Origin of the sequence: Dubosiella muris (assembly GCF_004793885.1) — a bacterium.
Lineage (GTDB): Bacteria > Bacillota_I > Bacilli_A > Erysipelotrichales > Erysipelotrichaceae > Dubosiella > Dubosiella muris.
Map to the genome: position 1 here is coordinate 91,461 of NZ_SRYG01000001.1, position 25,602 is coordinate 117,062.

General features: G+C 54.9%; 24 protein-coding genes and 1 tRNA gene. 6 read left to right on the forward strand and 19 right to left on the reverse strand.

What is annotated here, in order from left to right; genetic code table 11:
- Positions 1 to 3 precede the first annotated feature (3 nt).
- The 6 genes from glpK to hrcA all read right to left on the reverse strand — a co-directional run bounded on the left by glpK (position 4) and on the right by hrcA (position 7,415).
- On the reverse strand, positions 4 to 1,506 hold the full coding sequence (gene glpK / locus E5336_RS00460) for a glycerol kinase GlpK (protein WP_135979123.1): 1,503 nt from the start codon (positions 1,504 to 1,506) through the stop codon (positions 4 to 6).
- Positions 1,507 to 1,609: 103 nt separating this feature from the next.
- Positions 1,610 to 2,323: an MIP/aquaporin family protein gene (locus E5336_RS00465; RefSeq protein ID WP_135979124.1), complete on the reverse strand. Its 714-nt coding sequence runs from the start codon at positions 2,321 to 2,323 to the stop codon at positions 1,610 to 1,612.
- Between the two features lie 400 nt (positions 2,324 to 2,723).
- Positions 2,724 to 3,881: a molecular chaperone DnaJ gene (dnaJ, locus tag E5336_RS00470; protein WP_135979125.1), complete on the reverse strand. Its 1,158-nt coding sequence runs from the start codon at positions 3,879 to 3,881 to the stop codon at positions 2,724 to 2,726.
- A gap of 103 nt (positions 3,882 to 3,984) precedes the next feature.
- Complete coding sequence (gene dnaK / locus E5336_RS00475) at positions 3,985 to 5,790, reverse strand: molecular chaperone DnaK (RefSeq protein WP_135979126.1); 1,806 nt, start codon at positions 5,788 to 5,790, stop codon at positions 3,985 to 3,987.
- A gap of 16 nt (positions 5,791 to 5,806) precedes the next feature.
- Positions 5,807 to 6,385, reverse strand: a complete 579-nt coding sequence (gene grpE, locus E5336_RS00480; protein WP_135979127.1) for a nucleotide exchange factor GrpE — start codon at positions 6,383 to 6,385, stop codon at positions 5,807 to 5,809.
- Entirely contained in the window at positions 6,360 to 7,415 is a 1,056-nt protein-coding gene (gene hrcA, locus E5336_RS00485; protein WP_135979128.1) for a heat-inducible transcriptional repressor HrcA, read from the reverse strand. Before hrcA ends, grpE begins: the two co-directional genes overlap by 26 nt.
- 182 nt (positions 7,416 to 7,597) lie before the next feature.
- On the opposite strand from hrcA, the gene E5336_RS12315 reads away from it, so the two are divergent.
- From E5336_RS12315 to E5336_RS00495, 3 genes are all read left to right on the forward strand, one after another.
- Positions 7,598 to 7,774: a hypothetical protein gene (locus E5336_RS12315; protein ID WP_168353481.1), complete on the forward strand. Its 177-nt coding sequence runs from the start codon at positions 7,598 to 7,600 to the stop codon at positions 7,772 to 7,774.
- Between the two features lie 16 nt (positions 7,775 to 7,790).
- The gene (locus E5336_RS00490; RefSeq protein ID WP_135979129.1) at positions 7,791 to 8,567 is read left to right on the forward strand and encodes a purine nucleoside phosphorylase YfiH/LACC1 family protein; all 777 of its coding nucleotides are present in this window, start codon (positions 7,791 to 7,793) and stop codon (positions 8,565 to 8,567) included.
- A 325-nt stretch (positions 8,568 to 8,892) separates the two neighbouring features.
- The gene (locus E5336_RS00495; protein WP_135979130.1) at positions 8,893 to 9,651 is read left to right on the forward strand and encodes a DeoR/GlpR family DNA-binding transcription regulator; all 759 of its coding nucleotides are present in this window, start codon (positions 8,893 to 8,895) and stop codon (positions 9,649 to 9,651) included.
- Here E5336_RS00495 and E5336_RS00500 read toward each other — a convergent pair.
- Positions 9,648 to 10,817, reverse strand: a complete 1,170-nt coding sequence (locus tag E5336_RS00500) for a cation diffusion facilitator family transporter (RefSeq protein ID WP_135979131.1) — start codon at positions 10,815 to 10,817, stop codon at positions 9,648 to 9,650. The genes E5336_RS00495 and E5336_RS00500 overlap by 4 nt on opposite strands.
- A complete protein-coding gene (locus tag E5336_RS00505; protein WP_135979132.1) occupies positions 10,814 to 11,242 on the reverse strand; it encodes an RrF2 family transcriptional regulator in 429 nt (142 codons plus the stop codon). Before E5336_RS00505 ends, E5336_RS00500 begins: the two co-directional genes overlap by 4 nt.
- Before the next feature lie 178 nt (positions 11,243 to 11,420).
- Between E5336_RS00505 and E5336_RS00510 the strand changes: the two genes are divergently transcribed.
- Positions 11,421 to 12,719 (forward strand): O-acetylhomoserine aminocarboxypropyltransferase/cysteine synthase family protein, encoded by a 1,299-nt coding sequence (locus E5336_RS00510; RefSeq protein WP_135979133.1) that lies wholly within the window; start codon positions 11,421 to 11,423, stop codon positions 12,717 to 12,719.
- A 3-nt stretch (positions 12,720 to 12,722) separates the two neighbouring features.
- On the forward strand, positions 12,723 to 13,655 hold the full coding sequence (gene cysK, locus E5336_RS00515; RefSeq protein WP_135979134.1) for a cysteine synthase A: 933 nt from the start codon (positions 12,723 to 12,725) through the stop codon (positions 13,653 to 13,655).
- Positions 13,656 to 13,974: 319 nt separating this feature from the next.
- Here cysK and E5336_RS00520 read toward each other — a convergent pair.
- From E5336_RS00520 to E5336_RS00565, 11 genes are all read right to left on the reverse strand, one after another.
- A tRNA-Ser gene (locus E5336_RS00520) sits at positions 13,975 to 14,063 on the reverse strand.
- A gap of 90 nt (positions 14,064 to 14,153) precedes the next feature.
- Positions 14,154 to 15,386: an MFS transporter gene (locus E5336_RS00525; protein ID WP_135979135.1), complete on the reverse strand. Its 1,233-nt coding sequence runs from the start codon at positions 15,384 to 15,386 to the stop codon at positions 14,154 to 14,156.
- A gap of 116 nt (positions 15,387 to 15,502) precedes the next feature.
- A complete protein-coding gene (locus E5336_RS00530; protein WP_168353482.1) occupies positions 15,503 to 16,639 on the reverse strand; it encodes a helix-turn-helix domain-containing protein in 1,137 nt (378 codons plus the stop codon).
- Complete coding sequence (locus E5336_RS00535; protein ID WP_168353483.1) at positions 16,626 to 17,264, reverse strand: HAD family hydrolase; 639 nt, start codon at positions 17,262 to 17,264, stop codon at positions 16,626 to 16,628. The genes E5336_RS00530 and E5336_RS00535 overlap by 14 nt, the downstream gene beginning before the upstream one ends.
- On the reverse strand, positions 17,261 to 17,851 hold the full coding sequence (locus E5336_RS12320) for a hypothetical protein (RefSeq protein WP_168353484.1): 591 nt from the start codon (positions 17,849 to 17,851) through the stop codon (positions 17,261 to 17,263). The genes E5336_RS00535 and E5336_RS12320 overlap by 4 nt, the downstream gene beginning before the upstream one ends.
- A 75-nt stretch (positions 17,852 to 17,926) precedes the next feature.
- On the reverse strand, positions 17,927 to 18,760 hold the full coding sequence (locus tag E5336_RS00540) for an Rpn family recombination-promoting nuclease/putative transposase (RefSeq protein ID WP_135979138.1): 834 nt from the start codon (positions 18,758 to 18,760) through the stop codon (positions 17,927 to 17,929).
- A complete protein-coding gene (locus tag E5336_RS00545; protein ID WP_135979139.1) occupies positions 18,757 to 19,191 on the reverse strand; it encodes a hypothetical protein in 435 nt (144 codons plus the stop codon). The genes E5336_RS00540 and E5336_RS00545 overlap by 4 nt, the downstream gene beginning before the upstream one ends.
- Positions 19,188 to 20,084, reverse strand: coding sequence for an MSCRAMM family protein (locus E5336_RS00550; protein ID WP_135979140.1), 897 nt, complete (start codon positions 20,082 to 20,084; stop codon positions 19,188 to 19,190). Before E5336_RS00550 ends, E5336_RS00545 begins: the two co-directional genes overlap by 4 nt.
- Positions 20,066 to 20,839 (reverse strand): class C sortase, encoded by a 774-nt coding sequence (locus tag E5336_RS00555; RefSeq protein WP_135979141.1) that lies wholly within the window; start codon positions 20,837 to 20,839, stop codon positions 20,066 to 20,068. Before E5336_RS00555 ends, E5336_RS00550 begins: the two co-directional genes overlap by 19 nt.
- Positions 20,823 to 22,487, reverse strand: a complete 1,665-nt coding sequence (locus E5336_RS00560; protein WP_135979142.1) for an isopeptide-forming domain-containing fimbrial protein — start codon at positions 22,485 to 22,487, stop codon at positions 20,823 to 20,825. The genes E5336_RS00555 and E5336_RS00560 overlap by 17 nt, the downstream gene beginning before the upstream one ends.
- A 14-nt stretch (positions 22,488 to 22,501) precedes the next feature.
- The gene (locus E5336_RS00565; RefSeq protein ID WP_135979143.1) at positions 22,502 to 24,811 is read right to left on the reverse strand and encodes an MSCRAMM family protein; all 2,310 of its coding nucleotides are present in this window, start codon (positions 24,809 to 24,811) and stop codon (positions 22,502 to 22,504) included.
- A gap of 89 nt (positions 24,812 to 24,900) precedes the next feature.
- Here E5336_RS00565 and E5336_RS00570 point away from each other — a divergent pair, with 89 nt between their 5' ends.
- Positions 24,901 to 25,572, forward strand: coding sequence for a nitroreductase family protein (locus E5336_RS00570; RefSeq protein ID WP_135979144.1), 672 nt, complete (start codon positions 24,901 to 24,903; stop codon positions 25,570 to 25,572).
- Positions 25,573 to 25,602: the final 30 nt, after the last annotated feature.

Consider the following 25,602-nt stretch of genomic DNA (forward strand, 5'->3'; position numbering starts at 1 on the left):
TTTTTAAATATCCAGCGGTTTGAACGCCTTGCACGTGTCGACGGCGCGATGCCAGTTTTCGAAACGGGCTTCCATCTCGGCCTCGTCGCACTGGGCCTGGAAAGTCCGCTCCACTTCAATGTTCAAATCGTCTTCGCTCCAGAAACCGATTGCCAGACCGGCCAGGAATGCGGCGCCAAGCGCGGTCAGCTCGTTGACCTGGAACCGCTCTACCGGAATCTGGCACAAATCCGACTGGAACTGGAGAAGGAAATCGTTGGCCGCCGCGCCGCCATCGACTTTCAGACGGGTGATTTTCACGCCCGAATCCCGTTCCATGGCGTCCAGAACGTCTTTTGCCTGGTACGCCATCGACTCCAGCGCCGCCCGAACGAGCTGGTCGTGGTTCGTGCCCAGCGACAGCCCGACAATGGCCGCCTTGGCTCGATCGTCCCAGTATGGCGCGCCAAGACCGACGAAGGCCGGAATGATGTAGACGCCGGCTGTCGTTTGCGCCCGTTCCGCCATCTTGGCCGTTTCACCCACGTTTTCAAACAGCTCCAGCTCGTCGCGCATCCATTTCATCACGGAACCGGACACGAAGATCGAGCCTTCCAGCGCGTAAGTGACTTTGTCGCCGATTTGCCATGCGATGGTCGACAACAAGCCGTTTTGCGAACGGACGATGTCGTTTCCTGTGTTCATCAGCAGGAAGCCGCCGGTTCCATACGTGTTTTTCGCCATGCCTTTTTCAACGCAAAGCTGTCCAAACAGCGCGGCCTGCTGGTCGCCAACCATGGAGCAAATCGGAACGCGGGTGCCGAAGAAATGATAAGGCGCCGTGGTGCCGTAGTTGCTTGACGTTGGCACGATGTCCGGAAGAATGCTGCGCGGAATGTTGAACGCCTTCAGCAGCTCATCGTCCCATTTCAAGTTTTCGATATCGCAAAGCAGCGTCCGGGAGGCGTTGGTGGCGTCGGTGATGTGGCGTTCCTGTCCGGTCAGCTTCCAAACGATCCAGGAGTCCATCGTTCCAAACATCAGCTCGCCGTTTTCCGCTTTCTCGCGGGCGCCAGGCACATGCTCCAGCATCCAGGCGATTTTCGAAGCCGAGAAGTACGGGTCGATACGCAATCCGGTTTTTTCGCGAACCATGTCTTCCAGCCCTTGTTTTTTCCACTCGTCGCAAATGTCCGCGGTTTGCCGGGACTGCCAGACGATGGCTTTGTAAATGGGAAGTCCGGTTTTTTTATCCCAGAGCACACTTGTTTCGCGCTGGTTTGAAATACCGATGGCGGCTACCTGATCCGGGTCGATGCCGGCTTTGTTCAGCACACCGGCCATGACTGCCAGCGTGTCCAGCCAGATGGATACGGCGTCCTGCTCCACCCAGCCCGGATGCGGATAGTCCACGCCGCCCTCTTTTTGGGCGATGCCGGCAATGCGGCAGTCGTGGTCAAACAAAATCGCGCGCGTTGAAGTCGTTCCATGGTCGATCGCCATGATGTATTGTTTTTTGTTGTTCATGATAAGAACGGTCCTTTCTTTTGGATTCATCCAATATGTATTATGGTTTTTATTATGATCAATTCGAAATTTACGATTATTTGCGGGTTTCGCTTTTTTAAGTTTACCAAGGCAGAACGGCGAACAAAGCCACCGCGCTCAGCGCGCCAAGGATCGGGCCGAAAATCGGAACGAGCAGTCCGTATTTCCAGTTGGAGTCGCGTTTTCCTTTGATTGGCAGCACCGCGTGCGCCAGACGTGGGCCCAGGTCGCGGGCCGGGTTGATGGCGTAGCCTGTCAAACCACCAAGCGACATACCGATGGCCACGATGATGCCAAATACGAACAGCTTGTCCAGTCCGGCTGGAATGCCGCTCACGTTGCCGATGCCTTTGATGGCGAACACAAGAATGAACGTTCCGACAAACTCGCTAAAGAAGTTCAGCCAAAGGTTGCTGACGGACGGTCCCGTCGCGAACACGCCAAGCTTCGTGTCCGGATCCGGCGTGGCGTCGAAGTGCTTTTTAAAAAGCAAATACACGATACAGCCGCCTACGAACGCGCCAGCGACTTGCGCCGCGATATAGCCAGCCACCTGGCTCCACGGGAAGCTTCCGTCGAAAGCAAGCGCCAGTGTCAGTGCGGGGTTGAAGGAGGCACCCGAGGCTTCCCCGAAAATGAAGGCCGGAATCAAAACGGCCAGACCCCATGCAATCGTAATTTGGATCGACCCGGCCCCTTTCATGCCTGAGCGTTCCAGATTCACGTTTGCCACGACACCACATCCTAAAATGATCAGCAGCATCGTGCCGATAAATTCTGCAAGGTATGGTAGCATAGTTTTTAATTCTCCTGATTCTTTTTCTAGCCGTCCGTTCGAAATTGCCGGCATGAACGGAGCGGCAGATGCATCAACGGGTTCTTTTTGTGTAAGCGTTTACAACCCGTTTCCGGAACCCCATAATAACAAACACTTTTTGTGTCGTCAACGCATTTGTTCTACCATTTTCATGTTTTTTACGATGATTTTTACAGCATGTAACCAATTTCAGGATGCAGCGCTTTACATAAAGCATTTTATTCTTCTTTTTATCCAAAAATAAACAAAATCGAACATTTTTCTTCCATTATTCTTCCATATAAAAAACACTTACGAAATATATTCAAACAAATTCAATCATCTTTTTGACAAAGAAAAAGACGGATGCAGGTTTTTACACCCTTCTCCGTCGATTGGTTTACTTATTGTCTTTTTCGCCGTCAAACGCGTCCTTGAGCTTGTCGAAAACCGACGCGTGCTTTCCGCTTCGGATCTGCTCGTAAAGCTCTCTTTCCTTCTTGGAGACTTTCTTCGGGATCTCGACTTTGACTTCCACAAATTCGTCCCCTTGTCCCTTTTTGGATTTGACGCCTTTTCCTTTGAGCCGGAACCGCTGTCCTGGCTGCGTGCCTTCCGGCACTTTGAGCTCCACTTTGCCGTGGACGGTCGGCACTTCGATCGTCGTTCCAATCGTCGCGTCCACCGCGCTGATCGGAACAGTCACATGAATATCATTTCCCTGACGCTGGAAGAGCGGATCCGGTTTGACGATGATTTCAATGTACAAATCGCCATTCGGACCGCCGTGCTCGCCGGCGCCCCCTTTTCCCGGAATACGGATCTGCTGACCGGTGGAGATTCCTTCCGGAATCTTGATATCCAGTTTCACCTTGCGATGCTCGTATCCGCTTCCGTGGCACTCGTGGCACTTGACTTTGATCTTCTCGCCCTCGCCCCGGCACTCATCGCACACCACTTGCTGCTGAATCGTGCCAAACGGCGTCTGCACCTGTTCCATGATCGTTCCCGTTCCGTGGCACTTCGCGCACACTTCCACGTCGTCTGGCGACTCGGCTCCGGTCCCGTGGCAGTGCCGGCATGTTTCATCGACATCCAGTGTGATCGTTTCCGTCTTTCCAAATACCGCGTCCATGAAGTTGATTCGCATCTCCATGTAGTGATCCGCGCCCTGGCGAGGCCGGCGGCTCTGTCTTCTGGACTGCTGGCTGAATCCGCCAAAGCCGGATCCGCCGCCAAAGAACGAGCCGAAAATGTCGCCAAGATCCTCAAAGCCGCCAAAGCCCGACTGGCTGAATCCGCCAAAGCCGGATCCGCCACCAAAGCTCGGGTCGACGCCCGCGAAGCCGAACCGGTCGTAGTTGGCGCGCTTTTGCTCGTCGCTGAGCACCTCGTACGCCTCGTTGATTTCCTTGAACTTGTCCTCGGCTCCCGGTTCCTTGTTAACGTCAGGATGGTATTTCATGGCCATTTTACGATACGCTTTTTTAATCCGGTCCGCGCTGGCCCCTTTTTCGACGCCTAGCACTTCATAATAATCTCGTTTGTTTTCTGCCATGCTATCCCTCCATATGCGAATAGAAGAAGTCCTTTCGGACTTCTTTCTATTCTTGTTCTTTCATTTTTTTAATTCTATTGAATTTCAATCATTTGTCAATGACTTATTTTTCCGTGAATTCCGCGTCAACGACGTCGTCGTTTTTGTTGTTTTTGCCGTCGTCGATGTCTTCCTCATTCGAAGGCTGCGAATACATCGCCTGGCTTGCCGCCTGAGCCGCTTTTTCCAACGCGTCCATCTTCGCTTTCACTTCGTCCATGTTGTTTTCGTCCAAAGCTTTCTGCAAGTCGTCGCGCAGTTTCTTCACTTCTTCTTTTTCTTTGTCGCCGATCTTGTCGCCGTTGTCCTCGAGCATCGCGTCGATCTGGGCTACGAAGCTTTCCGCCTTGTTGCGCTCTTCGATCGTCGCTTTCCGCTTCTCGTCTTCCGCCTTGTTGGCTTCCGCCTCGGCAACCATCCGGTTGATTTCGTCCTCGCTCAAACCATTCGAGTTCTGGATCGTGATCGACTGTTCTTTTCCGGTCGCTTTGTCTTTGGCCGAAACGTTGACGATACCGTTGGCGTCAATATCGAACGTAACCTCGATTTGAGGCTGTCCACGACGGGCTGGAGCGATTCCAGTCAGCTGGAAGTTTCCAAGTTCCTTGTTGTCGTTGGCCATTGGACGCTCGCCTTGCAAAACGCGGATGTCAACGGCTGGCTGGTTGTCCTGTGCCGTCGAGAACACTTGCGACTTCTTCGTTGGAATCGTCGTGTTCCGCTCGATCAGCGGTGTCATGACGCCGCCCATCGTCTCGATACCCAAAGTCAATGGCGTTACATCCAGCAGGAGGACGTCTTTGACGTCGCCGGCCAAAACGCCACCCTGAATGGCTGCACCAAGCGCAACGGCCTCATCCGGGTTGACGGATTTGTTTGGTTCTTTGCCTGTAGCTTTCTTCACGGCTTCCTGAACGGCAGGAATACGAGTCGATCCACCAACGAGCAATACCTGGTCGATGTCTTTTACAGTCAAGTCCGCATCGCGCAATGCTTTTTCGATTGGGATGATCGTGCGCTCAACGAGGTCTTTTGTCATTTCGTTGAATTTTGCGCGCGTCAAAGTCGTATCAAAGTGCAGAGGTCCGTTGGCGCCAGCCGAAATGAATGGCAGGGAAATTTGCGTCTGCATCGTCGCGGACAAGTCTTTCTTCGCTTTTTCGGCCGCTTCCTTGATTCGCTGCATCGCCATTTTGTCGTTGCGCAAGTCAATGCCGTTTTCTTTCTTGAACTGCTCTACGATCCAATCGACGATCTTGTTGTCGAAGTCGTCGCCGCCCAGGTGCGTATCGCCGTTTGTCGACAACACTTCAAACGTACCATCCGCCAAGTCGAGGATGCTGACATCGAACGTACCGCCGCCCAAGTCGTATACGAGCACTTTTTGCTCTTTGTCCGTTTTGTCAATACCATAAGCCAGCGCTGCCGCGGTCGGCTCGTTGATGATCCGGGCCACCTTCATGCCGGCAATCGTTCCGGCGTCTTTTGTCGCCTGACGTTGCGCGTCGTTGAAGTAGGCAGGAACCGTGATAACCGCTTCCGTTACCGGCTCGCCAAGATATTCTTCGGCGTATGTACGCAAGTAGGAAAGAATCATCGCGGAAATTTCCTGTGGCGTGTACTGCTTTCCGTCAATGTCCACTTTTTCGTTGGAACCCATCTTCCGCTTGATCGAAGCGATCGTGTTCGGGTTCGTTACGGCCTGCCGTTTTGCGGCGTCACCAATGATTCGTTCCTCGTCTTTGAAGGCGACAACGCTTGGGGTCGTGCGGTTTCCTTCCGGATTTGGGATAACTTTTGGTTCTCCGCCTTCCATGACGGCCACGCAGCTGTTTGTTGTACCTAAGTCGATACCAATAATTTTACTCATGATTTTTCATCCTCCTCTATTCACTGACCTTAACTAAGGCCGGGCGCAAGATACGATCTTTTAACATGTATCCTTTTTGAAGCACTTCCACGACTATGCCTGAATCGACACCATCCACTTTTTCCTGCATCAATGCCTGCATCGTGTTGTGATCAAAAGGCTTGTCCTGTGCATCTATTTCCTTCACACCCTCGTTGAGCAGTGCGCTCTCGAGCTGTGTCCGGATCATTTCAAACCCTTTGGCGAAGCCTTTCGCCTCTTCGCTTTCCGGGACTTGCGTCAACGCCAGATTCATCGAATCCAGAATTGGCAAAAATTCAAGGGCCGCCGACTGGAAGCGATACTTTTTCGCCATGTCGGTTTCCTTTTGCAGACGCTTGCGCATGTTGTCCGTGTCGGCGTACGCGCGCGCCATATCGTTTTTCGCTTTGTTCAACTCTTCTTTCAACGCCGCGATCTCGTTTTCTTTTTGTTCAAGCGGGTCGATCACGACTTCCACTTCCTCCTCCACGGCTGGAAGCTCGTCGTCCTCGACGGTTTCAATCGGTTCGTTTTCCTTGATTTCCTCGTTACGATTCTTTTTCTGTTTGCTCATCGCTCTTCTCTCCTCCTTCGTGCAATCCAAATACACCCTCGATCACGCTGGACATGTAATCCATGAGCGCGATCACTTTGGAATACTGCATCCGGTTCGGTCCAATGACCATCAACTGCCCTTCCTCGCTATCGCTGTAATGAAACTTCGCGCTGATTACCGAGCAGTCCCCGATCTGGATCAGTTCGTTGCGTTCCCCGACCGGGATCGCGATGTTGTTTTCCTGCTCTGTCCATTGCTTGAACAAATCGCTGTCCTCGAGAATCTTCATCAGCCGCTGCAGCTTGTTGACGTCGCTAAACTCGGGCTGGTACAACATATGGCATCGGCCGGCCACGGCGACTTTCTCGCTGGCGAAGCGCATGAATGTCTGCGCGAACGCCTCGAACAGCACTTCGTGGCGCACCAGTTTGGCGGCCATGAGCGGCTCGATTTCTTTGAGCCGGTCGATCACGTGGTCGATCGGCGTGCCGGTGAGCTGGTCGTTCATCAGCTCCGTGCAGCTGCGCAAGTCTTCCATCGACACATCCTCGTCAAAGTGGAACACTTTCGTTTCGGTGTGGCCCGTATCGGTAATGATGAGCGCGACCGCGCTCTTGGCATCAATCGGTACGAGCTGGACGTGCACGAGCACCTGATGCCGGCTGTCAGGGCCGAGCACGATGCTGGTCAAGTTCGTCATCTCGCTCAAAATGCTGCAGCTCTTCTCCACGACTTCGTCAAGCGAGTAGTGCCGCTGTGAAAACAAAGCCTGTAAAGAATGCTTGATCGGATCCTCCAGGGAAGTTTCCATCAAATTTTCCACATAATACCGATATCCAAACCGGCTTGGCACCCGTCCGCTGGACGTGTGCGTCTTTTCGAGCAGCCCCGCTTTTTCCAGCACGGCCATCTCGTTGCGAATCGTCGCGGACGAAATGGGAAAATCCAGAAGCTGCATCAGCGCTTTCGAGCCGACCGGCTCGGCGCAATATGTAAATTGTTCCACAACTTTCTTGAAAATAATCCGTTGCCGCTGGGTCAATTCCATATTGTCAGCTCCTCTCTAGCACTCATTCGGTCTATCTGCTAACATGATACCACGCTTTTTAGCAGTGTCAACTCTCGTGTGCTATTTCGGACAAATTTATCTTGTCATATTCCACCTCAATTTACGACTTATATGCTTGGATCCCCGCACTTTTTTCCAGATTGGCGTGCTACAATGAAACCATGAAGAAAAAAAGCGAATCGTTCCGCACGATCGGCCACATTAGCTGGCAGGGGATCCCGATCGAAATGCAGATGACAAAAAAAGGCGAGCTGCGCTTTCTGGAGCGCGGCAAGGAAATCAAGGATCCCGCCCGGTTCGAGCAAATCGTCGCCTATCTCAAAGAAGCGAATCAATGAAAGGACATAAAAAACGATGAAACAAATCCAATGGATCGACACGACGGTGTATGGCGCCGTCACGCTCAAAGACCAAAGCGCCCCGGAGCAAAACAACATGGCTCTCCACGTTTGCCAGGACCCAAAGGCGGTGCTGAAAAACCGGATCGCCCTTTGCGAAACGACGGGAATCCCTTTAAAGAACTGGGCCCTGTCGTGGCAAAAGCACACGGCCAACCGCGCCGAAGTCAAACGGGAGCACAAGGGGCGGGGCGCCACGAAAAAGGAAACGAGCCTCATGGATGTGGACGCGCTTTTCACCCACGAGCCCAACGTTTTGATTGGCGTCTTTACCGCGGATTGTGTCGGGATCTTGCTGTGCGACGAGCAAACCCCGTGCGTTTGCGCCATCCATTCGGGCTGGAAGGGGACGGCCCAGGCCATCACGTACCATACCGTCAAGGCGCTGGCCGAAAACGGCGACCTCGTCCCGGCGCGAACGAAAGCGTTTTTCTCCCCGTCGATTTTGTTCGATTCCCTGGAGGTCGGCATGGAGGTGGTCGAACAAATCGAGGCGATGGGACGCGAGATTGATCTGGATGTCGAGCCCTTCATACGGCGCGTAAACGGCGGCAAGGCGTATATCGACAACCAGGGACTGAACATCGAAATGCTTCGCCGGCTTGGCGTGCGGGATATCGTCCCGACCGGGCTGGACACAAAAAAAGAGCCCGCCGACTGCTTCTCGTATCGCAACGACAAGCAATGCGGCGAACACTTTACGTATGGATTCATCAAAAAGGAAGAGAACTAAGCGCTTTTTCTTCCGGGACAGAAAAAATTCACACAGACAGGCTGGAAGCGAAAGCGCCCGACCGGCTTTTTCATGAATCCTGTATCAACACCAAGAGAAAGGCGTGCGTTTCGTACGCTTTTTTCTTGTCTTTAGTATGGCGCACCCTCAAAACCGGCGCCATCGTTTTTCGCTCCTTTTCAAAAATCAAAAAAAATTCTTTTCGTAAACCGGCTAAAAACGCTTCTATTTCTTTTGTTTCAAAAAATGCGCGGATATTGCTTCTTTTTCCTTTCCTCTTTTATAATAATAAAAACCAAGGTACACTGTCCGGAAAGGAGTCGTCATGTCACAAAAACGAGAAGAACGCCACCATCATTTGCGGGAGATCCTGCTGCGCCAGGGCCGGACGAAGATCAAAGACCTCGCCCAGCAGCTTTCGGTTACGCCCGAAACGCTGCGCGCCGACTTAAACGTCATGGAAAAAGCCGGTCTGGTCATTAAGGAGCACGGATTCGCACGTCTGAAAATGGGAATGGTCGAGTCCCCGGTCGCAATGCGCAACCAGGAAAACCAGGACGAGAAGCGGCGGGCGATGTCGTTCGCGCTCACGCTCGTGCACGATGGCGACGTCGTGTTCATCGACTCGGGCAGCACGACGCTGCCCGGCCTGCCGGCGCTGGTTGGCAAAAAGGACTTGATTGTCGTCACCAATTCGCTGCTGATTGCCAACGAGTGCGTCAAGCTGGATTTGAAAATCGTCATGATTGGCGGTTTCGTTTTCAACAATGGCATGCGCACGTACGGCAACTTCGCGACCGAGCTGATCGACCACCTGCAAATCGACATCGCCTTTTTAGGCACGGACGGGTTCAAGGACAGTTTGGGCTTTACGACGTGCAACGAAAACGAAATGGGGCTGAAGCGCCACTTGATCAACCGCAGCAAAAAGCTTGTCGTCGTGTGCGACGAGTCCAAGTTTGAAACGAAGGCGCCTTTCTCGTTTTGCCGTTTTTCGGAAATCGACGTTCTGGTCACGAACAAGCTTTCGCCCGAGCAAAGAAAAACGGTTGGCGCGGTGCCAACCGTGTATGAAATCGACTAAACGCCGATAGGATGGTCGATTTCGATAAAGAGCCTGACTTCGTCTCCCACGCCGGATTTGGCGCGGATCGCCTTCGCCAGCTCTTCTTCGCCGCGCGTTTCCGCGTACGGCACCACCAAGTCGAAAAACACGTCGACGTGGTCTTTGTGGGGGTCGACCCGGAAATCGTGGATATCCCAGTCGCAGCCGCCCAGCGCGAACACGGCTTGATCGAATACCGTGTGGTATTGGCGCGTCATCTTGTCATCCAGCAAAACCGGATCGACATGGATGGAAACGTTCACGCCGGTTTCTTCTTTGATTTGGCGCTCCACCTGGTCGATGGCGCTGTGCACGTCGAGCAGCGACTGCCGGGCGTCCACTTCGGCGTGGGCGGTCGCGTAGTTTTGATTCGGCCCGTACGAGTGAATGAGCACATCGTGGACGGCGATCACGACGGGGCATTCCAAAATCTGGTTGGACAGCGCATAGATCAGATTCGGGTCCGGCGCCTTGCCAAGTAGCGCGCTCATGACGTCTTTGAGCAAATCGTAGGCGCTGTAAAAAATGATGCCCGACACTATCAGGCCCATGTAGCCGTCCAGCTGGAAATGGATCACAGGCGAAAGCAGCGTCGAAATCAAAACGCCCAGCGTTCCGATGGTGTCGCTTTTGGAGTCCATGGCGTTGGCCAGCAGCAAAGACGAGTTGTATCGCTTTCCAAACCGGGTGTTGTACAGATACATCCAGAATTTCACTAAAATCGACAAGACGAGGACGGCGACCGCGCTCCATTGAAAGTCGATGGCTTCGGGATGGAAAATGCGGTGCACGCTGTCTTTAGCCGTTTCAAAGCCAAGGATGGCGATGGCGATGCCGACGAACATCGACGTGATGAGCTCCGTGCGTTCATGTCCATACGGATGGTCCTGGTCGGCGGGCTTTTCCGCGAGCCGGAACGAAATGATCGACACGATGTTGCTGCCGGCGTCGGTCAGGTTGTTGATGGCATCGGCCTGAATCGAGATCGAGTTGACCAGCACGCCGATCAAGTATTTGGCTACGAACAGCAGCGTGTTCAATACGATGCCCACGTAGCCGAGCACTTTGCCGACTTTGGCGCGCACGGCCAGCGACCGGGTGTCGCCGCTGTTTTTTACTAGTTTTTTTATTAAGAATCCAATCATGATTTTCTTGCTTCCATTTCTGCTGGTTTTGCGAGATCGGCCAGCGTGAACCGGGCCAAATAGTCCGAGATGACGGTGTCGAGTCCTTCCCAAAGCGAGAGCGTGCGGCACTGCTGGCGACGCTCGCAAGGCAGGCTGCCTTTTTCAAGACAGGCGACGGGCGTCAGCGAGCCTTCCATGCATTCGAGAATCGTCTTGACCGGATACGCGTCGGCCGCTTTGGCCAGCCGATATCCGCCGCCTTTCCCCCGCAAGGCGACGATCATCTTTTGTTTTCCAAGCGCCTTCACGATCGCTTCCAAATACTTTTCGGAAATTTGCTGGCGGGCCGCGATGTCTTTAAGCCGGACATAGCCGTCTTGTTCGTGCTCGGCCAGGTCGATCATAAATCGCAAAGCGTATCTTCCTTTGGTTGAAATGAGCATAGTCCCTCCTATCTCTCCCATCTTATCATGATTTGCGGCGGGCGCAACTGTTCGCCCCGGAAACGAGCAATCGTCTTTTTCATTTCTTTCAAAAAATTTCAATTTCTTTCAATTACCAATTTACATAGTAGGTTAATAGGAGTATAGTGGGACTATCTCACAGGAAGGAGACCTCTCTATGACAAACCCTCGTTTTGAAACATTGCAGCTGCATGTCGGGCAGGAAGCGCCCGATCCGGCGACCGGCGCCAGAGCGGTTCCGATTTACCAAACCACTTCGTACGTCTTTGACGACAGCGCCCACGCGGCCAGTCGCTTCGCCCTGGGCGATCCAGGCAATATTTACGGCCGGCTGACGAACTCCACGCAAGAGGTGCTGGAGAAGCGGGTCGCGGCTCTGGAGGGCGGCACGGCGGCTTTGGCGCTCGCTTCGGGCGCGGCCGCGATCGCCTACACGTTGCAGGCGCTGGCGCAGGATGGCGGCCATATCGTCGCGCAAAAGACGATTTATGGCGGATCCTACAACTTGATGGCGCATGACTTGCCGCATTTCGGCATTTCGACGACGTTCGTGGACGCCCACGATTTGCAAGCGGTGGAAGACGCGATCCAACCCGACACGAAAGCGATCTTTCTGGAGACGCTGGGCAACCCGAACAGCGACATTCCGGATATGGACGCGATTGCCCAGATCGCCAGACGGCACGACATTCCGCTGGTGGTGGACAACACGTTTGGCACCCCGTACTTGATTCGTCCGTTCGAGCATGGCGCCAACATCGTTGTCCATTCGGCGACAAAGTTTCTGGGCGGCCATGGCACGTCGCTGGGCGGTTTGATCGTGGAAAACAATTCCTTTCGATGGAACAACGGCAAGTTTCCGGCGTTGAGCGCCCCAAACCCGAGCTACCACGGCGTCTCGTTTGTGGACGCGGCGCCAAACGCGCCGTTCGTGACGTATGTCCGGGCGATCCTGCTGCGGGATCTGGGCGCGACGATTTCCCCGTTCAACGCGTTTTTGATTTTGCAGGGCATCGAGACGTTGTCGCTGCGGGTGGAGCGGCATGTGGAAAACGCGTTGCGGGTCGTGGAGTTTCTGGAAAACCATCCGCTTGTCGAGCGGGTCAACCACCCGGCGCTGCCTTCGCATCCCGACCACGATTTGTACACGCGCCTGTTTCCAAACGGTGCCGGGTCCATTTTCACGTTTGACATTCGTGGCGGTCAGGCAGAGGCGCACGCGTTGATCGACGCGCTGTCGTTGTTTTCGCTGCTGGCCAACGTGGCGGACGCGAAAAGCCTCGTGATCCATCCGGCGACCACAACGCACGCCCAGCTCACAGAAGAGGAGCTGGCGGCCCAGCACATCGGCCCGAACACGATTCGGCTGTCGATCGGGCTCGAGCATATCGACGACATTCTCGCGGACCTCGAACGAGGGTTCGAGGCCGTGTCCCAAAGAAAGAAGGAGGAGTGACTTATGTCCCGTTTTTACACTTCGGCGGATCAGCTGATCGGCCATACCCCGCTGTTGCGCCTGACGCGCATTGAGGAAAGCGAACAACTTCCCGCCAGCGTTTTCGCGAAGGTGGAATACTTCAACCCGACTGGTTCGGTGAAGGACCGCATCGCGAAGGCGATGATCGACGACGCCGAGGCGCAAGGCGTGTTAAAGCCAGGCGCGACGATCATCGAGCCGACTTCGGGCAATACAGGCATCGGTCTGGCGGCGGTGGGCGCCGCGCGTGGATACCGGGTGTTAATCGTGATGCCGGATACGATGAGTGTCGAGCGGCGCAAGCTCATGAAAGCTTATGGCGCCGAACTTGTTTTGACAGAGGGTTCCAAAGGAATGAAGGGCGCGATCGCCAAAGCGGAAGAGCTGGCGAAGTCCATTCCGAACAGCTGGATCCCGAGCCAGTTTTCGAACTCGGCCAACCCGGCGATCCACAAAAAGACGACCGGTCCGGAAATCTGGGACGATTTGGACGGAAAAGTCGATGTCTTTGTGGCGGGTGTCGGCACGGGTGGCACGTTGAGCGGCGTCGGCTCGTATTTGAAAGAAAAGGATCCAACGATTCGCGTCGTGGCGGTGGAGCCGGAAGACTCCCCGATTTTAAGCGAGGGCCATGCCGGTCCGCATAAGATCCAGGGCATTGGCGCCGGATTCGTTCCGGATACGCTGAATACGCGCATCTATGACGAAGTCATCACGGTATCGAACGAAAAAGCCTTTGACCTCGCCCGCCGTGTGGGTAAAAAGGAAGGCATTCTTGTGGGCATTTCGAGCGGCGCCGCGCTCGCGGCCGCTATCGAAGTGGCGAAACGCGAGGAAAACAAAGGAAAGAACATCGTCGTTCTGTTCCCGGACACGGGCGACCGCTATATGTCCACGCCGCTTTTTGAAGAGTAGGCCTCCTTTTCAAGATCATAAAACCTCATTTTTCAAAATCAGCACCAGAAAAAGCGATCGTCCCACGCGATCGCTTTTAATCATGGAGGCACTTATTGTTTTCATTTCTTCTATCGTAGCAGATGTTCTTTGCCACCTCATCTGCAAGTGGCTTGATCAGAAGATGGACGAAAAAAGCACAAAACCAAAAAACATGTCGGCTTATTGCTTTCGTGCCTATTCATACTTTATCATTCTCTATTTCAATATCAAATGGACGAATGCATTTTCCATCTCATCACAAAAGAAAAAACTCCCTTCCGGGAGTTGATTTTCAAAATGGCGCAGTCGGTGGGATTCGAACCCACGTGCCGGTTAAGGCAACTCGATTTCGAGTCGAGCTCGTTATGGCCACTTCGATACGACTGCACTGAATTATAAGCTCATTCATTTTAGCAGATATCAAAGATCCACGCAACAAAAAAAAGAAAAACCGTAAAAGTTTTCCTCTTCCCGCCTTCAATCGCTTTTCTTTTCCAGCAAAAAGATCGGTTCGATGTGCTTCCGGTTGCGCACCAGCAAGAGTGCATACACCCCGACCAGGCCGACCGACGTCCCCGCGATCAGCAGCCGGATCGGCACGATTTCCCCCAGCGCCCCAATCGCAAGCTGGAACACCATCGTCGCCAGCGCGTATACGAACGCCACAAACGCGTTGAGCTTCGCCCGCATCGAATCAGGAATGTACGTCTGCACGCTGCTCGAACGAATCGTAATCGACGTGATCCCCAGCATCCCCACAACAAACCGGTTGACGCACATGAGCGCGAACGGCAGCCACAACAAGCAGCCGTCAAACAGGGCGTACGTCATCATGACAAAAATATAGATCGCGAACCGATAGCGCTTTTGCGGCGGAAACTTGTAGTTAAGAAGCCCGCTCAACGTCCTTCCCGCAAACTCGATTCCCGAAAACAACGAATACTTCACCATGCCAAGTCCCGGCGTTTTTGAAAAGTAGGCGATCATCAGGTTTTGCTCCCCTGACCCCGTTCCTTGCGAAATCGCGATCGACACATACATCGCCAGCAATCCTTTTTCCTGTCGCAAATAAGAAAAGCCGTTTTTTAAATCCTGCACATACGCCTTGAAATCGAACCGGCCTTCGCCGCGCCGCTCCTCCAGCCGGATCTTTTGCTCGAACATCGCCGCAATCGTCAACAAAACCGCGTACACAATGGCGATCCAGCCCACCCCAAAGCGCGTATACAACAACGAGGCGATAGGCGTCATAACCATCGTGATCGTCGGATAAATCATGGACGACACCGTATAGCCCTGCTCGTAAAAACCCTCCGGAATCAAATTCGGATACACGCTCTCGTACGCGACCTCGTACACCGACCCCGTCGTCGCGATCAGCAAGGAAAAGACGGCGTACACGCCAAACGAGAACGAAAACGACAGGCAGTACAAGCCAAACAAGGCGTACAGCGCGCCATTGAGAAAGTCGAGCCCGACGATCCACGGCATCCGCGGAAACCGGTCGAGCACGCTCGATAAAAAGACAGGCAGCACGAAGCGCGGCACAAACGAGATCGCCGCGAACAGGCCTGCCAGAAACGTCGACTGCGTCTGGTCGAACACGACAAAGGAAAGCACAAAGTTCATCGCCACCGAGCCGATGCTCGAAATGATCGTCCCCAGCGTGATAATCGTAAAATTTTTCGTCCAAAGCGTTTGTTTTTGCATGGTAATGGTCCCCCTTTTTGTCTTGGTTTTCACACCTACAGCATAAAAAATCCCAAACAAAAAGCCAATCTTTCGTCCGTGATAAAAAAAGCCCGGAAAATCGGCTTAAAGAAACCTTAATCCCATTGTTTGATAAAATGCCGTTTCAGCAGCCCGTACGCCTCCTTGTACTGCCGGTTGGCTTCAAGCACATCCAAATAGTACGGCAAATGAAAGAGAAAGTAGCCGTAATGGTAGTTCTCGCTCGCCTCGTCCAGACACCGTTTCATCATGCGCGCGTACGCTTCCTCGCGCAAATAGTTTGGATGCTCCAAACGATACCGGACGACATCGAAAAACACCGACGACGCGCGTTGTTGTTCTTTCACGATCCACGCTTTCGCCAGCTCGTATTCGCCAAGTCCTTCGTAGCACAGCGCGATCTTATGCGCCGCCAGCGGACGATGGGCACAACCAAGCAGCAGTTCCAACGCTTTCGCGTACTCGCGACGCTCCAGCCGCGACGCCCCGACATTGTAGCGGGCGTTGTCCAGCATTTGCCTGGCCGAATCCGTCGCCGTCATCGTCGCCACCTTCTCGATTTGCGCGAACACCCGCTCCATCGACGGAATGTCCGAAAGAATGCTGAAAGCGACCAGCCGCCCGAGCAGGGCGTCCAAAATGCGCTCGACATCCATCTCCTTTTGCGCGATCGACAACGCCTCGCTCCAGTACGCCAGACAATCGAGCATCCGCTCGTGACGGCAGCTCGTCTCCGCCGCGAACGCGTACGCGAAAAAGTCATGATACGTCGCCAGAAACGCCTCCTCGCTCCACGCTCCCTGCAAAAGACGGAGCTCGTCGTACTTGCGACGCTGCCGCGCGTCGAAAAACGGCTCGTAGCTTCGCAATGTTTCGACCGCCTCCCTGTTTTGACAGCGAATGAGCATCGCGTCCAGCGCGAAGACGGAACCAAGCATGCGTTCAAGCTCTTCGGCTTCAAAGACCGGCGCCCCGTCCTCCTGCTCGTAGTGGCTGGCGTAAAACGCGTCCAGCTTCGCCTCGATGGGCGTCAGACTGGCATCCTCCAGCGTCAAGCCAAGCCGTTTGGCGAGCGCTTCGACAATGTCGGGCGCCGGCACGATCTTCCCGTTTTCGATTTTGGACAAATACGACACCGCGCAAATCCCGTTGGCCACGCTCTCCTGCGACCAGTCGCGTGCAAGGCGCGCCTGGCGCAGCAACACCGGCAAATACAAGCTATCGTACTTCACAAAAATCCTCGACAGCCGCCCGGTCCAAATATGGCTCGGTCTCCGTTTTCATCCCGATCCCCGTGATACCCAGCCTATCGGCCGTTTCCAGCGCGTAGCGGCTGTCCTCAAAGTAGAGCGTTCGTTGGGCAGAGATCCCCAGCGCGTCTAGCGTCCGCGTAAAAATTTCCGGTTCGCGCTTGCTCAGCTTTTGATCCTCGGCGCTCGCGATTCCGTCAAAGTCATCCCATATTCCTAACCGCTTCAAGACCGGCTCGACCAAAACCATCGGACTCGACGTGACGACGGCCAGTTTCTTTCCTTTTTCCCGACACGTTTTCACAAACGAGATCGCGCCAGGCACCGGCTGGATATGATACGTGTACTGCTCCAGCAAAATCGAGTCGGCGATTTTCTGCATCGCGTCTTCGTCCATTGCGGTTTGCCAGCGCTTTCGAATGTACGTGAACACTTCCGACACCTTCATCGCGTGATAGCGTTTCATGTCTTCCGGTACGGACGAGTCGATGCCGCTGGCTTCGTAGATCGCGCGCACGACTTGCTCCCACACGTGCATGGAGTCGACGAGCGTGCCATCCAAATCAAAAAGGACGCCATCATATTTCGTCCAGTCGATCCCCATCATACGTTCCAGCTCCACACATCGCCTGCGGCGAGTTGTTCCTTCAGCGCGGGCGTCTCGACCAGATCCGCCAGCAAGCCAAGAGCCGGTTCGGTTTCCCCGTGGAAATCGTCGAGCGCGAACTCGTTTTCCGCGACGACAAACACGTTTTCCGGTTTGATCCGGTCGTGGCCACATTCCGCCTTTTTGCCTTCACGCAGCGCCTGGCACAGCTGGTCGACGAGCGTTTTCTCCTCCGCCTCCGTCAACGTGTGCACTTTTTTCAGTTCCGCCAGCGACATCCGATACGGCTTCAGGATCTCGATTTGCCAGCCGGTGCCGCCCGGGATCTTTTTCACCTCGTATTCCTCGAACACGGCGATATGGGCTTTGGGATCCGCCTTGGCCAGCAAGTCGAGCCGGCGCTGGGCGTCCTTGCACTGTCTCAAGTATTCGTCCTCCGCCTCTTTCATCGTCATTCCCCGCGTCAGCAAGTCGAACACGTCGCCCTGCCGTTCGGGAAAACGCAGCACCTGCACGATTTTGCGGGTGTTGTTGTGGACAACCTCCATCGTCTTACCGCTGCGATCGAGCACTTTCGTATATTTCATAAACTTCTCGCTCCATTTCTTTTCGTCCATTGTATCACGAAAAAGGAGGAGCTTTATCCTCCTCCTGTTATCGTTTTATCTTTCATTTTTTCGAATCTTCTCGATTTCCTCTACTGTCATGTCCAGCAGCTCGGCGATTTTCTTTGCCGGCATGTGGTCGGCCAGCATTTTTTGCGCGATCTTCGCTTGTTTTTCATATTGTTCCCGCTGTGCTGTCTCATAGGCCATTTCGTAGCCCGCAAGCTGCGCCGCCTGCTCCCTTTTGCTCACCAGATCGCGTAAACTCTCGTTCATATACATGATGCCAACCTCCTCCTTTTTTAAGCGTTCGGCTCTTTTCTTAAGTATATCATACCGCATTTTGTCCGGATCCGCTTCCTTGAAGTCCTCCATCAAGTCTTTCAGACGCCAGTCGCCCGCATAATCCGCGTTGATGAAAATCAAGTGTTGTCCATCGCCCAGTTCCAGCCCGTTTTCGTCTTTCATCGTAAAGTGGTGCATCGGCGCGCCATCCCCGATCACGTCGCCACGACAAATGAAAATCACATACGAGTCCGCCAGGGTGTCATAGTTTTCTCCACGTGGAAGCATGTCCATATCCTCGTTGCTCAAGTAAAACCGGCCCCGCTTTTTCAAATCCGGATACAAAACGGTTTGAAACTCGGTGTCGTAGTGATTCGCTTTTTTATCCGTCGCCGCAATGTCGAACCGCGATGTTTTCGACGTCAAATTCAACACGACTTCCTGCACGCGCACCGATTCGATCTCGATTTGCGGATCGTCTAAAATGAGCCGCAGCATCCATTGCGCGCCTTCCTCGAAATCCTTGAAAAACACGTTCATATACAAATCGTCAAACAACGTGAATTCCTGAATGAGTCGCAGGTTTTCTTCCGGAATCTTCTTCATTCTTTCTCTTTGGCCGAAAACGAAAGCTTCTCCAGCACCGTACGCACGGCTTGTTCCTCGGCGCGGGAGCTCAAAATCATGCCTACCCGTCCTGGATCAATAGGAAACAACAGCGTGACCTCGCCATCGCGCACCATCCAGTCCAGCGAAAACGGTGTCGTTTCATGGGTGAATTCGTATTCTTCCTTCAGCCGTTCGACAAAGCGTTCGTACCCGTCGCCACTGAGCAAAACGCCTTCCATCACCTTCGTGTCCCGGAAGCCAATCGTCAAAACGTTGTCCCGGTACGCCCAATCGTGTCCATCGGTCGTATCCAGCGTGAGCTTCACCAAATCGCCGCTATCCGTCAGCAGCGTGAGGCTTTTCGCCGTCGTGCAGCCGCAAAACAAAACCGTCAGCGCAAGCAAGCCAATACCAGCCAGCCGTTTCATCGCCGGGTGCTCCATTTCAGCAGTAGCGCGATCGCTCCCGCGCTACACACCGCCAGCGAGGCGTACAACCCCGGATTCGTCATCAAACCCGTCGGAACGAACAAGCGGACCTTCTCGTTTTCATAGTCGATCTCGACTCGTTTGTCCTGCACGTTGGCCATGCGGCCATTGATCGTCACGACCCCGTTGCGCTCCTCCACCTTCACTACTTCGTCGCTCAGCCGATAGCCTTGGGGCGCCTTCGTTTCCTTTATATACATGACATCGTAAGCGAGCCAAAACGAAGCCGTTCCGGTTTTTGAATCGCCCGCCACGGTTTCGATGCGCCGCGTGCACGCCGCGTCCTCGTAGCTCGTAAACGCGAACTCGCTTCCCAAAACCGGCTCTTTCGTCTGCGCGTCGATCTTGCGGATCCGCAACTCGTCCAACTCGTTTCGCTTCGGCTCGACAACTACCGAAAACACCATCGTCTTCGCCTCCTCGTCCCAAACCGGAATCGAAACGATCAGCGGCGCCATCGTCCGGTCGTCGCTCCACATCAAATACGCGCCCGGCTCCATTTCACGAAACTCGATTTGGTTGCGCGCGTCGGCGACTCCCTCGATCAAGTCCGGACGATATCCGTCCAAATGATCAACCACCTCTTTTTTCAACACGGCCGCCAGCTCGTCCAGCTCGCGCGCCGATTTGATCTCGTTCAAATCGCAAGGCGTCCAGGGCGGACGCATCACGAACCGTCCCTGGTCGTAATCCGCGATCGGCAGCGCCGACACCTTCGTGCTTTCTTTCACCAGCACCGTCATCTCCCCTTTCTTCTCACTGGCATACGCCGGCCTGCACATGCCAAGCAAAGCCAGACCGACACAAAGCGCCATCAATAGTTTTTTCCACATATCCTTTTTTCCTTTCCTCGTCTGCATACCGCCCCAAGCAGCGCGAACGGAAGCAAGCCAAACGCCAGTTCCCGCCACGAAGGCAGCTTTCTTTTTTGCGGCGGCTCCTCCACGGAAGCCGATCCGTCGCGCTCGCCCGTCACCACAAGCCGGTGCGTGTTCAATCCATACGGCGTGCACGTCACAAGCGACAACAAGTCTTTCCCTTCCCGGGGCGCCAGCCGTTCCAGCGCCGAGGGCTCGATCACCTCGATCGTTTCCACCCGATACGCCAGCGACTCGTCATACACATCCAGCCAAATGCGGTCGCCCGGCTTCAACTCGTCCAGCCGGGTAAAGAGCCGGTGGCTCGACAAGCCCCGATGCCCCGTTAAAACCATCCGGGCCCCCGGTCCGCCAGGCGGCACATCCGAAGACGGCCAGTGTCCGACGCCTTTTTGCAGCGTTTCCTCCCCGGTTCCGGCATAAACCGGCAAATCCACGTCAATGATTGGAATGCGAACCCGGGCGATGATGCCCTCGGCTTCGATCGACGCGTACAGCGCCTCTCGCTCTTCGCCTTCGCTTTCGTTCAGCAACGCGCGCCGTTCTTTTTTTCGCGCCAGACTGCGGGCGTCCAGCGTCGCGTTCGCGCTTTGAAACGTCGACAACGCCTGACGCATCCGCCAGCTGCTCGCGCATCCCGCCGCCAGCGGATAAAACGCGCACAGCAAGCCGAGCCCAATCAACACGCCGCTTTTACTTCGCTTCTTCATCGCGGTCTTTGCGGCGCGCCTTACGCCCCGCCCAAATAAGCAGCGAGCCAGCCGAAAGCAGCACGATCGTCAACGCGGAGCCCGTTTTCGGCAGCGCGGCCTCGGTCTGGTTGACGACCTCCAGCAAAGCCGACCCAGCCGCCGAATCAGTATCCAGCTCGGTTTTCCCGTTCCAGTCCTGCGGAAACGACACCTCGGCTTCCAGCTTCGTCAAAATCCGGTCGGTCGCTCCTTCCCCTTGGCGGTACGCATCGCGCTCAGCCGGAAAGGTTGGTGTCAGCGTCAGACGGATCGGGCCGGGCAGCGGGCGGTATCCGTCCGGCGCTTTCGTTTCCTTCAAATAGTACGTGCCTTGATCCAGCCCGAAAACCGAAAACCGGCCCTCGGCGTCGGACACCATTTCCTCGCCCTCTTGCGACGTCGCCACATAGCCGTTTTCTATCTTTTTCAAGCGCACTTCATCCGCGCATGCCTCGTCACGATACAAACGGAACCGCGCGCCTTCCAGACGCGTGCCCGCCTCGTTGACTTTGGCGCCCTCCAGCCGGTACGTAAAACACACGACCGTGTCCCACGGCGTGAACCCGGTTTCACCTTTGCCATCGGAATCCGGATTGTTCGAAAATTCGAGCCGCACCGCGTTCTCGAAACCGGGCCGGCCGGTTTGATCGGCCGCCGTCTCGTTCAGGCGCGCGTCATAGCGCACCACGATCGTTTGCCCGCGCGCGTCCTGGCCAAACACCTCGTCCACGAACGCTTTCAAATCCGGCACGACGACTTGAAACGTTTCCCCTTCGACGCCGGTTTCGACCCGAAACGCGCTTTCCGGCATCGGCACGCTTCGCTCCCCGTCCATCACGGCGATCCGCACCGAATCCAAATCGGCATCCAGCGCGGGATCCATCTTGTCGTGGAACACGAGCGAGTACGTATCGTAGCCCGCCATCGCCGGCACCTTCGTTTCATAGCGAAACGGAATCGTCTGCCCGATCTCGAAGTCGCCTATATCGTTCCAGCCGATTCCCTGGTCGTCCTCTTCGATTTTTTTAATCAAATCCGGATAGTCGGACTTGATTTGAATACGAATGTCCGCGTTCGCGCTTGCCGCCAGGCAAAGCGAGGCCGCCGAATGCATGTCGTTGTTGTAGACATTGTGCTCGTCCACCAAATACCAGCCCGGCGCCAGATCCCGAATGACGACGCTGCCATCCGGCTCCAGCTCGTCCACCTCGATCCGGGTGCCGCTCTCGCTTTCCAGCTGGTCGCGCAGCGCCTCCACAAAAAAGCGCAAGGAAGAATCGGGCCCCTGGGCGTCCAGACCGGCAATGTAGTCGACCGCCTCCCATTCGCGCACCGTGTCGGGGGACTGGTTTTTGGCCGCGCCGACGGCGGCTTGAATCGCGGGCCGGTACGCCTCGTTCCACGTATAGTGGACCGAGCTTTGATCCGCGGACGTCACGACATCAAACAGCCGATGCGCGACAAATGTCTTGCCACGCAGCGTCTGGCCGGCGTTAGGCACCAAGGTAATCGAAACCGGCTCGGCCGTTTCCTGGGCCAGAGCGGGCGAAAGCACGCACGCCAGCGTGATCGTGCCGGCCGCAATCGCTTTAAAAAGTGGGAGAATGCTTGTTTTCTTTCGTTTCATATGTTGTTCCTTTTCTATTGTTTTTGACGCCGCAAGGCGATCCAAACCGTCATCGCGCCCAACGCGCTCATCCAACCATGCATGGCGCTACCCGTGACCGGAAGCGCGGTCTGGGTGTGGTTGACAAGCGCAATCGTAATGGTCGGCGCGCCATCCTCCTGTTCGATGGCGACCGCGTCATGACTCGTTTCCCCGTCAAAATGGACAAGCAGCTTGTCCTGGGCGGGAACGGCTTCGATTTTCAACGTGTGGGCTTCGGTTTGCGGAAGCCGGTAGCCATCCGGCGCCTTCGTTTCCTTCAGGAAATACGTCGTATCCACCTCGATGGGCGCAAACGCGGCCTCGCCGTTTTCATCGGTTTCGATCGTCTCGACTACGGTTTGGCACGCGGCGTCGGCATACAGTGTAAATTCGGCGCCAGCCAGCGGCGTGCCGTGCTCGTTGCGCTTCAAAAGCCGGATTGGAAACGGCTGGACATCGTTGTAGACCGTTAACGTGCCGGTTTCCGGATCGTAAGGGAACGTCTCGGCGTCGTGCACGACAAGACCGTTTTCATCGACTTCCACCCGGATCGGCTGCTGGATTTTCCCGTAGCCAAAAGACGGCTCGATTTCCTCAAGGGTGTGGACGCCAAACGCCAGACCGCGCCACACGATGACGCCGTTTTCATCGGTTCGCACTTGGTTCTGGGTTCCATCGGGCGCGGTATGCAAAAACGTGGTGCCCGGAATCGGGGTGTTTGTGCCGGTTTGCCGTTTTTCCAGCCGCAGCTCGATGGCGCGGTTTGGGATGGTCGTCGTTTGAACGAGGGAGAGCGCCGGTTCGGTCGTGCCGGTGTCGGCAATCGTCACCGTGTGGATCGTCGGGTCGATTTGGTAGCCGGATGGCGCTTTCGTTTCCTGGATCGTCAGCTGGCCAAGCGGTACGACCGGCCGGTTTTGATGGTCTTTGTACAACGGATCACCGTCGATTTGATACGCTTCGTCGAACCGCACCCGGCCTTGGGCGTCGGTGCGAAACACCCATGTCCGCGCGGGTTCCTTGGCGTCCTTTGGAAAATGACGGACAGTGAATTGCGCGTTTTCCAGGGTGGCGCCGGCAACCGGCTCGCCTAACTGCGTATCGGCGTCCACTTTTTGAATGAGAAGGTCGACGGGCGCCGCTTTTGGCGTGTCGGCGCATGTGACGACCGCGCGTTCATTGGCAGAAACGGAAACCGGATGGATGGCCGGATCCAGGGCGTAGCCTTGCGGGGCTTTCGTTTCCCGAATGTAGTATGTGCCCGGTGCCAAATCCGTGATGCGGTTGGAGGAGAGATCTTCTTGAATGGTGAAGGTTCCGATTTGCGTCGTGGCTTGCGCGTCCTGGTACAGCCCGTATTGCGCGCCGGTCAAATCGTAGGCGGGATTTTGGAAGGAAAGATCGGTGTTGGAGGATGTCTTTCGAATTTGCAGCTCGCCTTTGGGCGCGTATTGCCCGTAGGCAAGCGGCTGGAACGGCGCGGTTTGGCCGGCCCAGTTGACGCCTTCCCCCTTTGTGTCGACCATGTAGACGACGTACCCTTTTTCTTTGGGGTCGGGGCGGCTTTGCACTTCGTCGTAAAGCGGGCCGATCCAGTTGTTCCAGTGGTAGCCGTTGGCTGCATTCGTGCCAACGCTGGCGCCCGTATGGGCGAAGGAGACAAAGTCGTTGGTCGCCACGATCATTTGCTCGAGCGAATAGCCTTTGGCTTCCAATATGTTTTCCGGTCCGTTGTATCCATAGTAGAGCGCTTTGCGCAAGGCGGGGTTGTCGACTTCAAACGGGTCGCTTGTCGACTGGCCAATCGTCGGCGAGGCGTGCATGCCGTTGGCGCAAAACGCGAGCTGCTGATTGGACAGCCGCCACAGGCCGTTGACAATGTACCCGGCGCCCCATGACGCGCTCACTTGCGTGAAATCCGCGACTTGCATCGCTTTGGGCGTTTTCCATGTTTGATCGGCGCCCACCATCGCTTGCAGCTTGTTTTGGTAGGCCGGCGTTTGATACCGGTCTAAAAGCGGCAGGCGCCCGCGCATGACGGAAAACGGCGGAAACGTCGTGTAAAACGCGTCGCTGAGAAAATAGTCGGCGTCCACGTAGTCTTCAAGTCCGTACAACGCGCATACTTCTTTGCGCACATCGAGGTGCGCGGCAAAATTTCCATTTCGCTGATCGGCGAGAACTTCCTGGTCGGCGGTCGTCAGCAGCGCGTCTTCTTGCGCCTGGACCGGCGATTGAAGCAGGGCGAACGCCATCACGAGGATGGACGCGAAAATGGAAAAACAATAAATCGTTCGTTTCATACTGGTTTTTTTCCTTTCTGAAGGGCATCTGTGTGCCATTGGTGGATAAAAAGATTTAGAATAGAAAATACAAAAGGAGTTGAATTGTTATGGATATAATGAAACAAATGGAAGACCGTCACTCCGTCCGCAAATACCAGGATCTTCCGATTTCGAAGCCGGTTTTGGAGCGGCTGCAAGAGGAAATCGCAGCCTGCAACAAAGAAAGCGGACTGGATATCCAGCTGGTGCTGGACGAGCCCAAGGCGTTCGATCCAAAATACGGACATTTTGAAGGGGTGGAAAACTATATCGCGCTCATTGGTCGAAAAGGAGAAGATCTGGATGAGAAATGCGGATACTATGGCGAAAAAATCGTTCTGTTCGCGCAATCGCTCGGACTGAATACTTGCTGGGTTGGTGTCACATACAAACAAATCGAGGGAACGCTGCAAATCGGAAAAGACGAACGTCTGGTGGCGATGATCACGATTGGATACGGTGTCAACCACGGGCAGCCTCATGAATTGAAGGAAGTGTCGAAATTTAGCAATGAAAATCCAAATTCGCCGGAATGGTTCAAACGCGGCCTGCAAGGTGTCCGTCTGGCGCCATCGGCCTACAACGAGCAAAAATGGCATTTTTTCTACGACGAGGAAAACGGTGAAGGAAAAGTGGACGCGCGTCCGGGAGTCGGCGAATTCGCCAAAGTGGATCTTGGAATCGCGAAATACCAGTTTGAACAAGCATCCGGAAAGGATTCTTCAATCTGGATCAAATAAATTCAATAACGGAAAAGCCCGGAGGGGCTT

What these genes read in the sequence shown, in the direction of transcription:
- glpK (WP_135979123.1), bottom strand. Translation starts at nt 1,506, where the DNA reads ATGAACAACAAAAAACAATACATCATGGCGATCGACCATGGAACGACT.
- E5336_RS00465 (WP_135979124.1), bottom strand. Translation starts at nt 2,323, where the DNA reads ATGCTACCATACCTTGCAGAATTTATCGGCACGATGCTGCTGATCATT.
- dnaJ (WP_135979125.1), bottom strand. Translation starts at nt 3,881, where the DNA reads ATGGCAGAAAACAAACGAGATTATTATGAAGTGCTAGGCGTCGAAAAA.
- dnaK (WP_135979126.1), bottom strand. Translation starts at nt 5,790, where the DNA reads ATGAGTAAAATTATTGGTATCGACTTAGGTACAACAAACAGCTGCGTG.
- grpE (WP_135979127.1), bottom strand. Translation starts at nt 6,385, where the DNA reads ATGAGCAAACAGAAAAAGAATCGTAACGAGGAAATCAAGGAAAACGAA.
- hrcA (WP_135979128.1), bottom strand. Translation starts at nt 7,415, where the DNA reads ATGGAATTGACCCAGCGGCAACGGATTATTTTCAAGAAAGTTGTGGAA.
- E5336_RS12315 (WP_168353481.1), top strand. Translation starts at nt 7,598, where the DNA reads ATGAAGAAAAAAAGCGAATCGTTCCGCACGATCGGCCACATTAGCTGG.
- E5336_RS00490 (WP_135979129.1), top strand. Translation starts at nt 7,791, where the DNA reads ATGAAACAAATCCAATGGATCGACACGACGGTGTATGGCGCCGTCACG.
- E5336_RS00495 (WP_135979130.1), top strand. Translation starts at nt 8,893, where the DNA reads ATGTCACAAAAACGAGAAGAACGCCACCATCATTTGCGGGAGATCCTG.
- E5336_RS00500 (WP_135979131.1), bottom strand. Translation starts at nt 10,817, where the DNA reads ATGATTGGATTCTTAATAAAAAAACTAGTAAAAAACAGCGGCGACACC.
- E5336_RS00505 (WP_135979132.1), bottom strand. Translation starts at nt 11,242, where the DNA reads ATGCTCATTTCAACCAAAGGAAGATACGCTTTGCGATTTATGATCGAC.
- E5336_RS00510 (WP_135979133.1), top strand. Translation starts at nt 11,421, where the DNA reads ATGACAAACCCTCGTTTTGAAACATTGCAGCTGCATGTCGGGCAGGAA.
- cysK (WP_135979134.1), top strand. Translation starts at nt 12,723, where the DNA reads ATGTCCCGTTTTTACACTTCGGCGGATCAGCTGATCGGCCATACCCCG.
- E5336_RS00525 (WP_135979135.1), bottom strand. Translation starts at nt 15,386, where the DNA reads ATGCAAAAACAAACGCTTTGGACGAAAAATTTTACGATTATCACGCTG.
- E5336_RS00535 (WP_168353483.1), bottom strand. Translation starts at nt 17,264, where the DNA reads ATGATGGGGATCGACTGGACGAAATATGATGGCGTCCTTTTTGATTTG.
- E5336_RS12320 (WP_168353484.1), bottom strand. Translation starts at nt 17,851, where the DNA reads ATGAAATATACGAAAGTGCTCGATCGCAGCGGTAAGACGATGGAGGTT.
- E5336_RS00540 (WP_135979138.1), bottom strand. Translation starts at nt 18,760, where the DNA reads ATGAAGAAGATTCCGGAAGAAAACCTGCGACTCATTCAGGAATTCACG.
- E5336_RS00545 (WP_135979139.1), bottom strand. Translation starts at nt 19,191, where the DNA reads ATGAAACGGCTGGCTGGTATTGGCTTGCTTGCGCTGACGGTTTTGTTT.
- E5336_RS00550 (WP_135979140.1), bottom strand. Translation starts at nt 20,084, where the DNA reads ATGTGGAAAAAACTATTGATGGCGCTTTGTGTCGGTCTGGCTTTGCTT.
- E5336_RS00555 (WP_135979141.1), bottom strand. Translation starts at nt 20,839, where the DNA reads ATGAAGAAGCGAAGTAAAAGCGGCGTGTTGATTGGGCTCGGCTTGCTG.
- E5336_RS00560 (WP_135979142.1), bottom strand. Translation starts at nt 22,487, where the DNA reads ATGAAACGAAAGAAAACAAGCATTCTCCCACTTTTTAAAGCGATTGCG.
- E5336_RS00565 (WP_135979143.1), bottom strand. Translation starts at nt 24,811, where the DNA reads ATGAAACGAACGATTTATTGTTTTTCCATTTTCGCGTCCATCCTCGTG.
- E5336_RS00570 (WP_135979144.1), top strand. Translation starts at nt 24,901, where the DNA reads ATGGATATAATGAAACAAATGGAAGACCGTCACTCCGTCCGCAAATAC.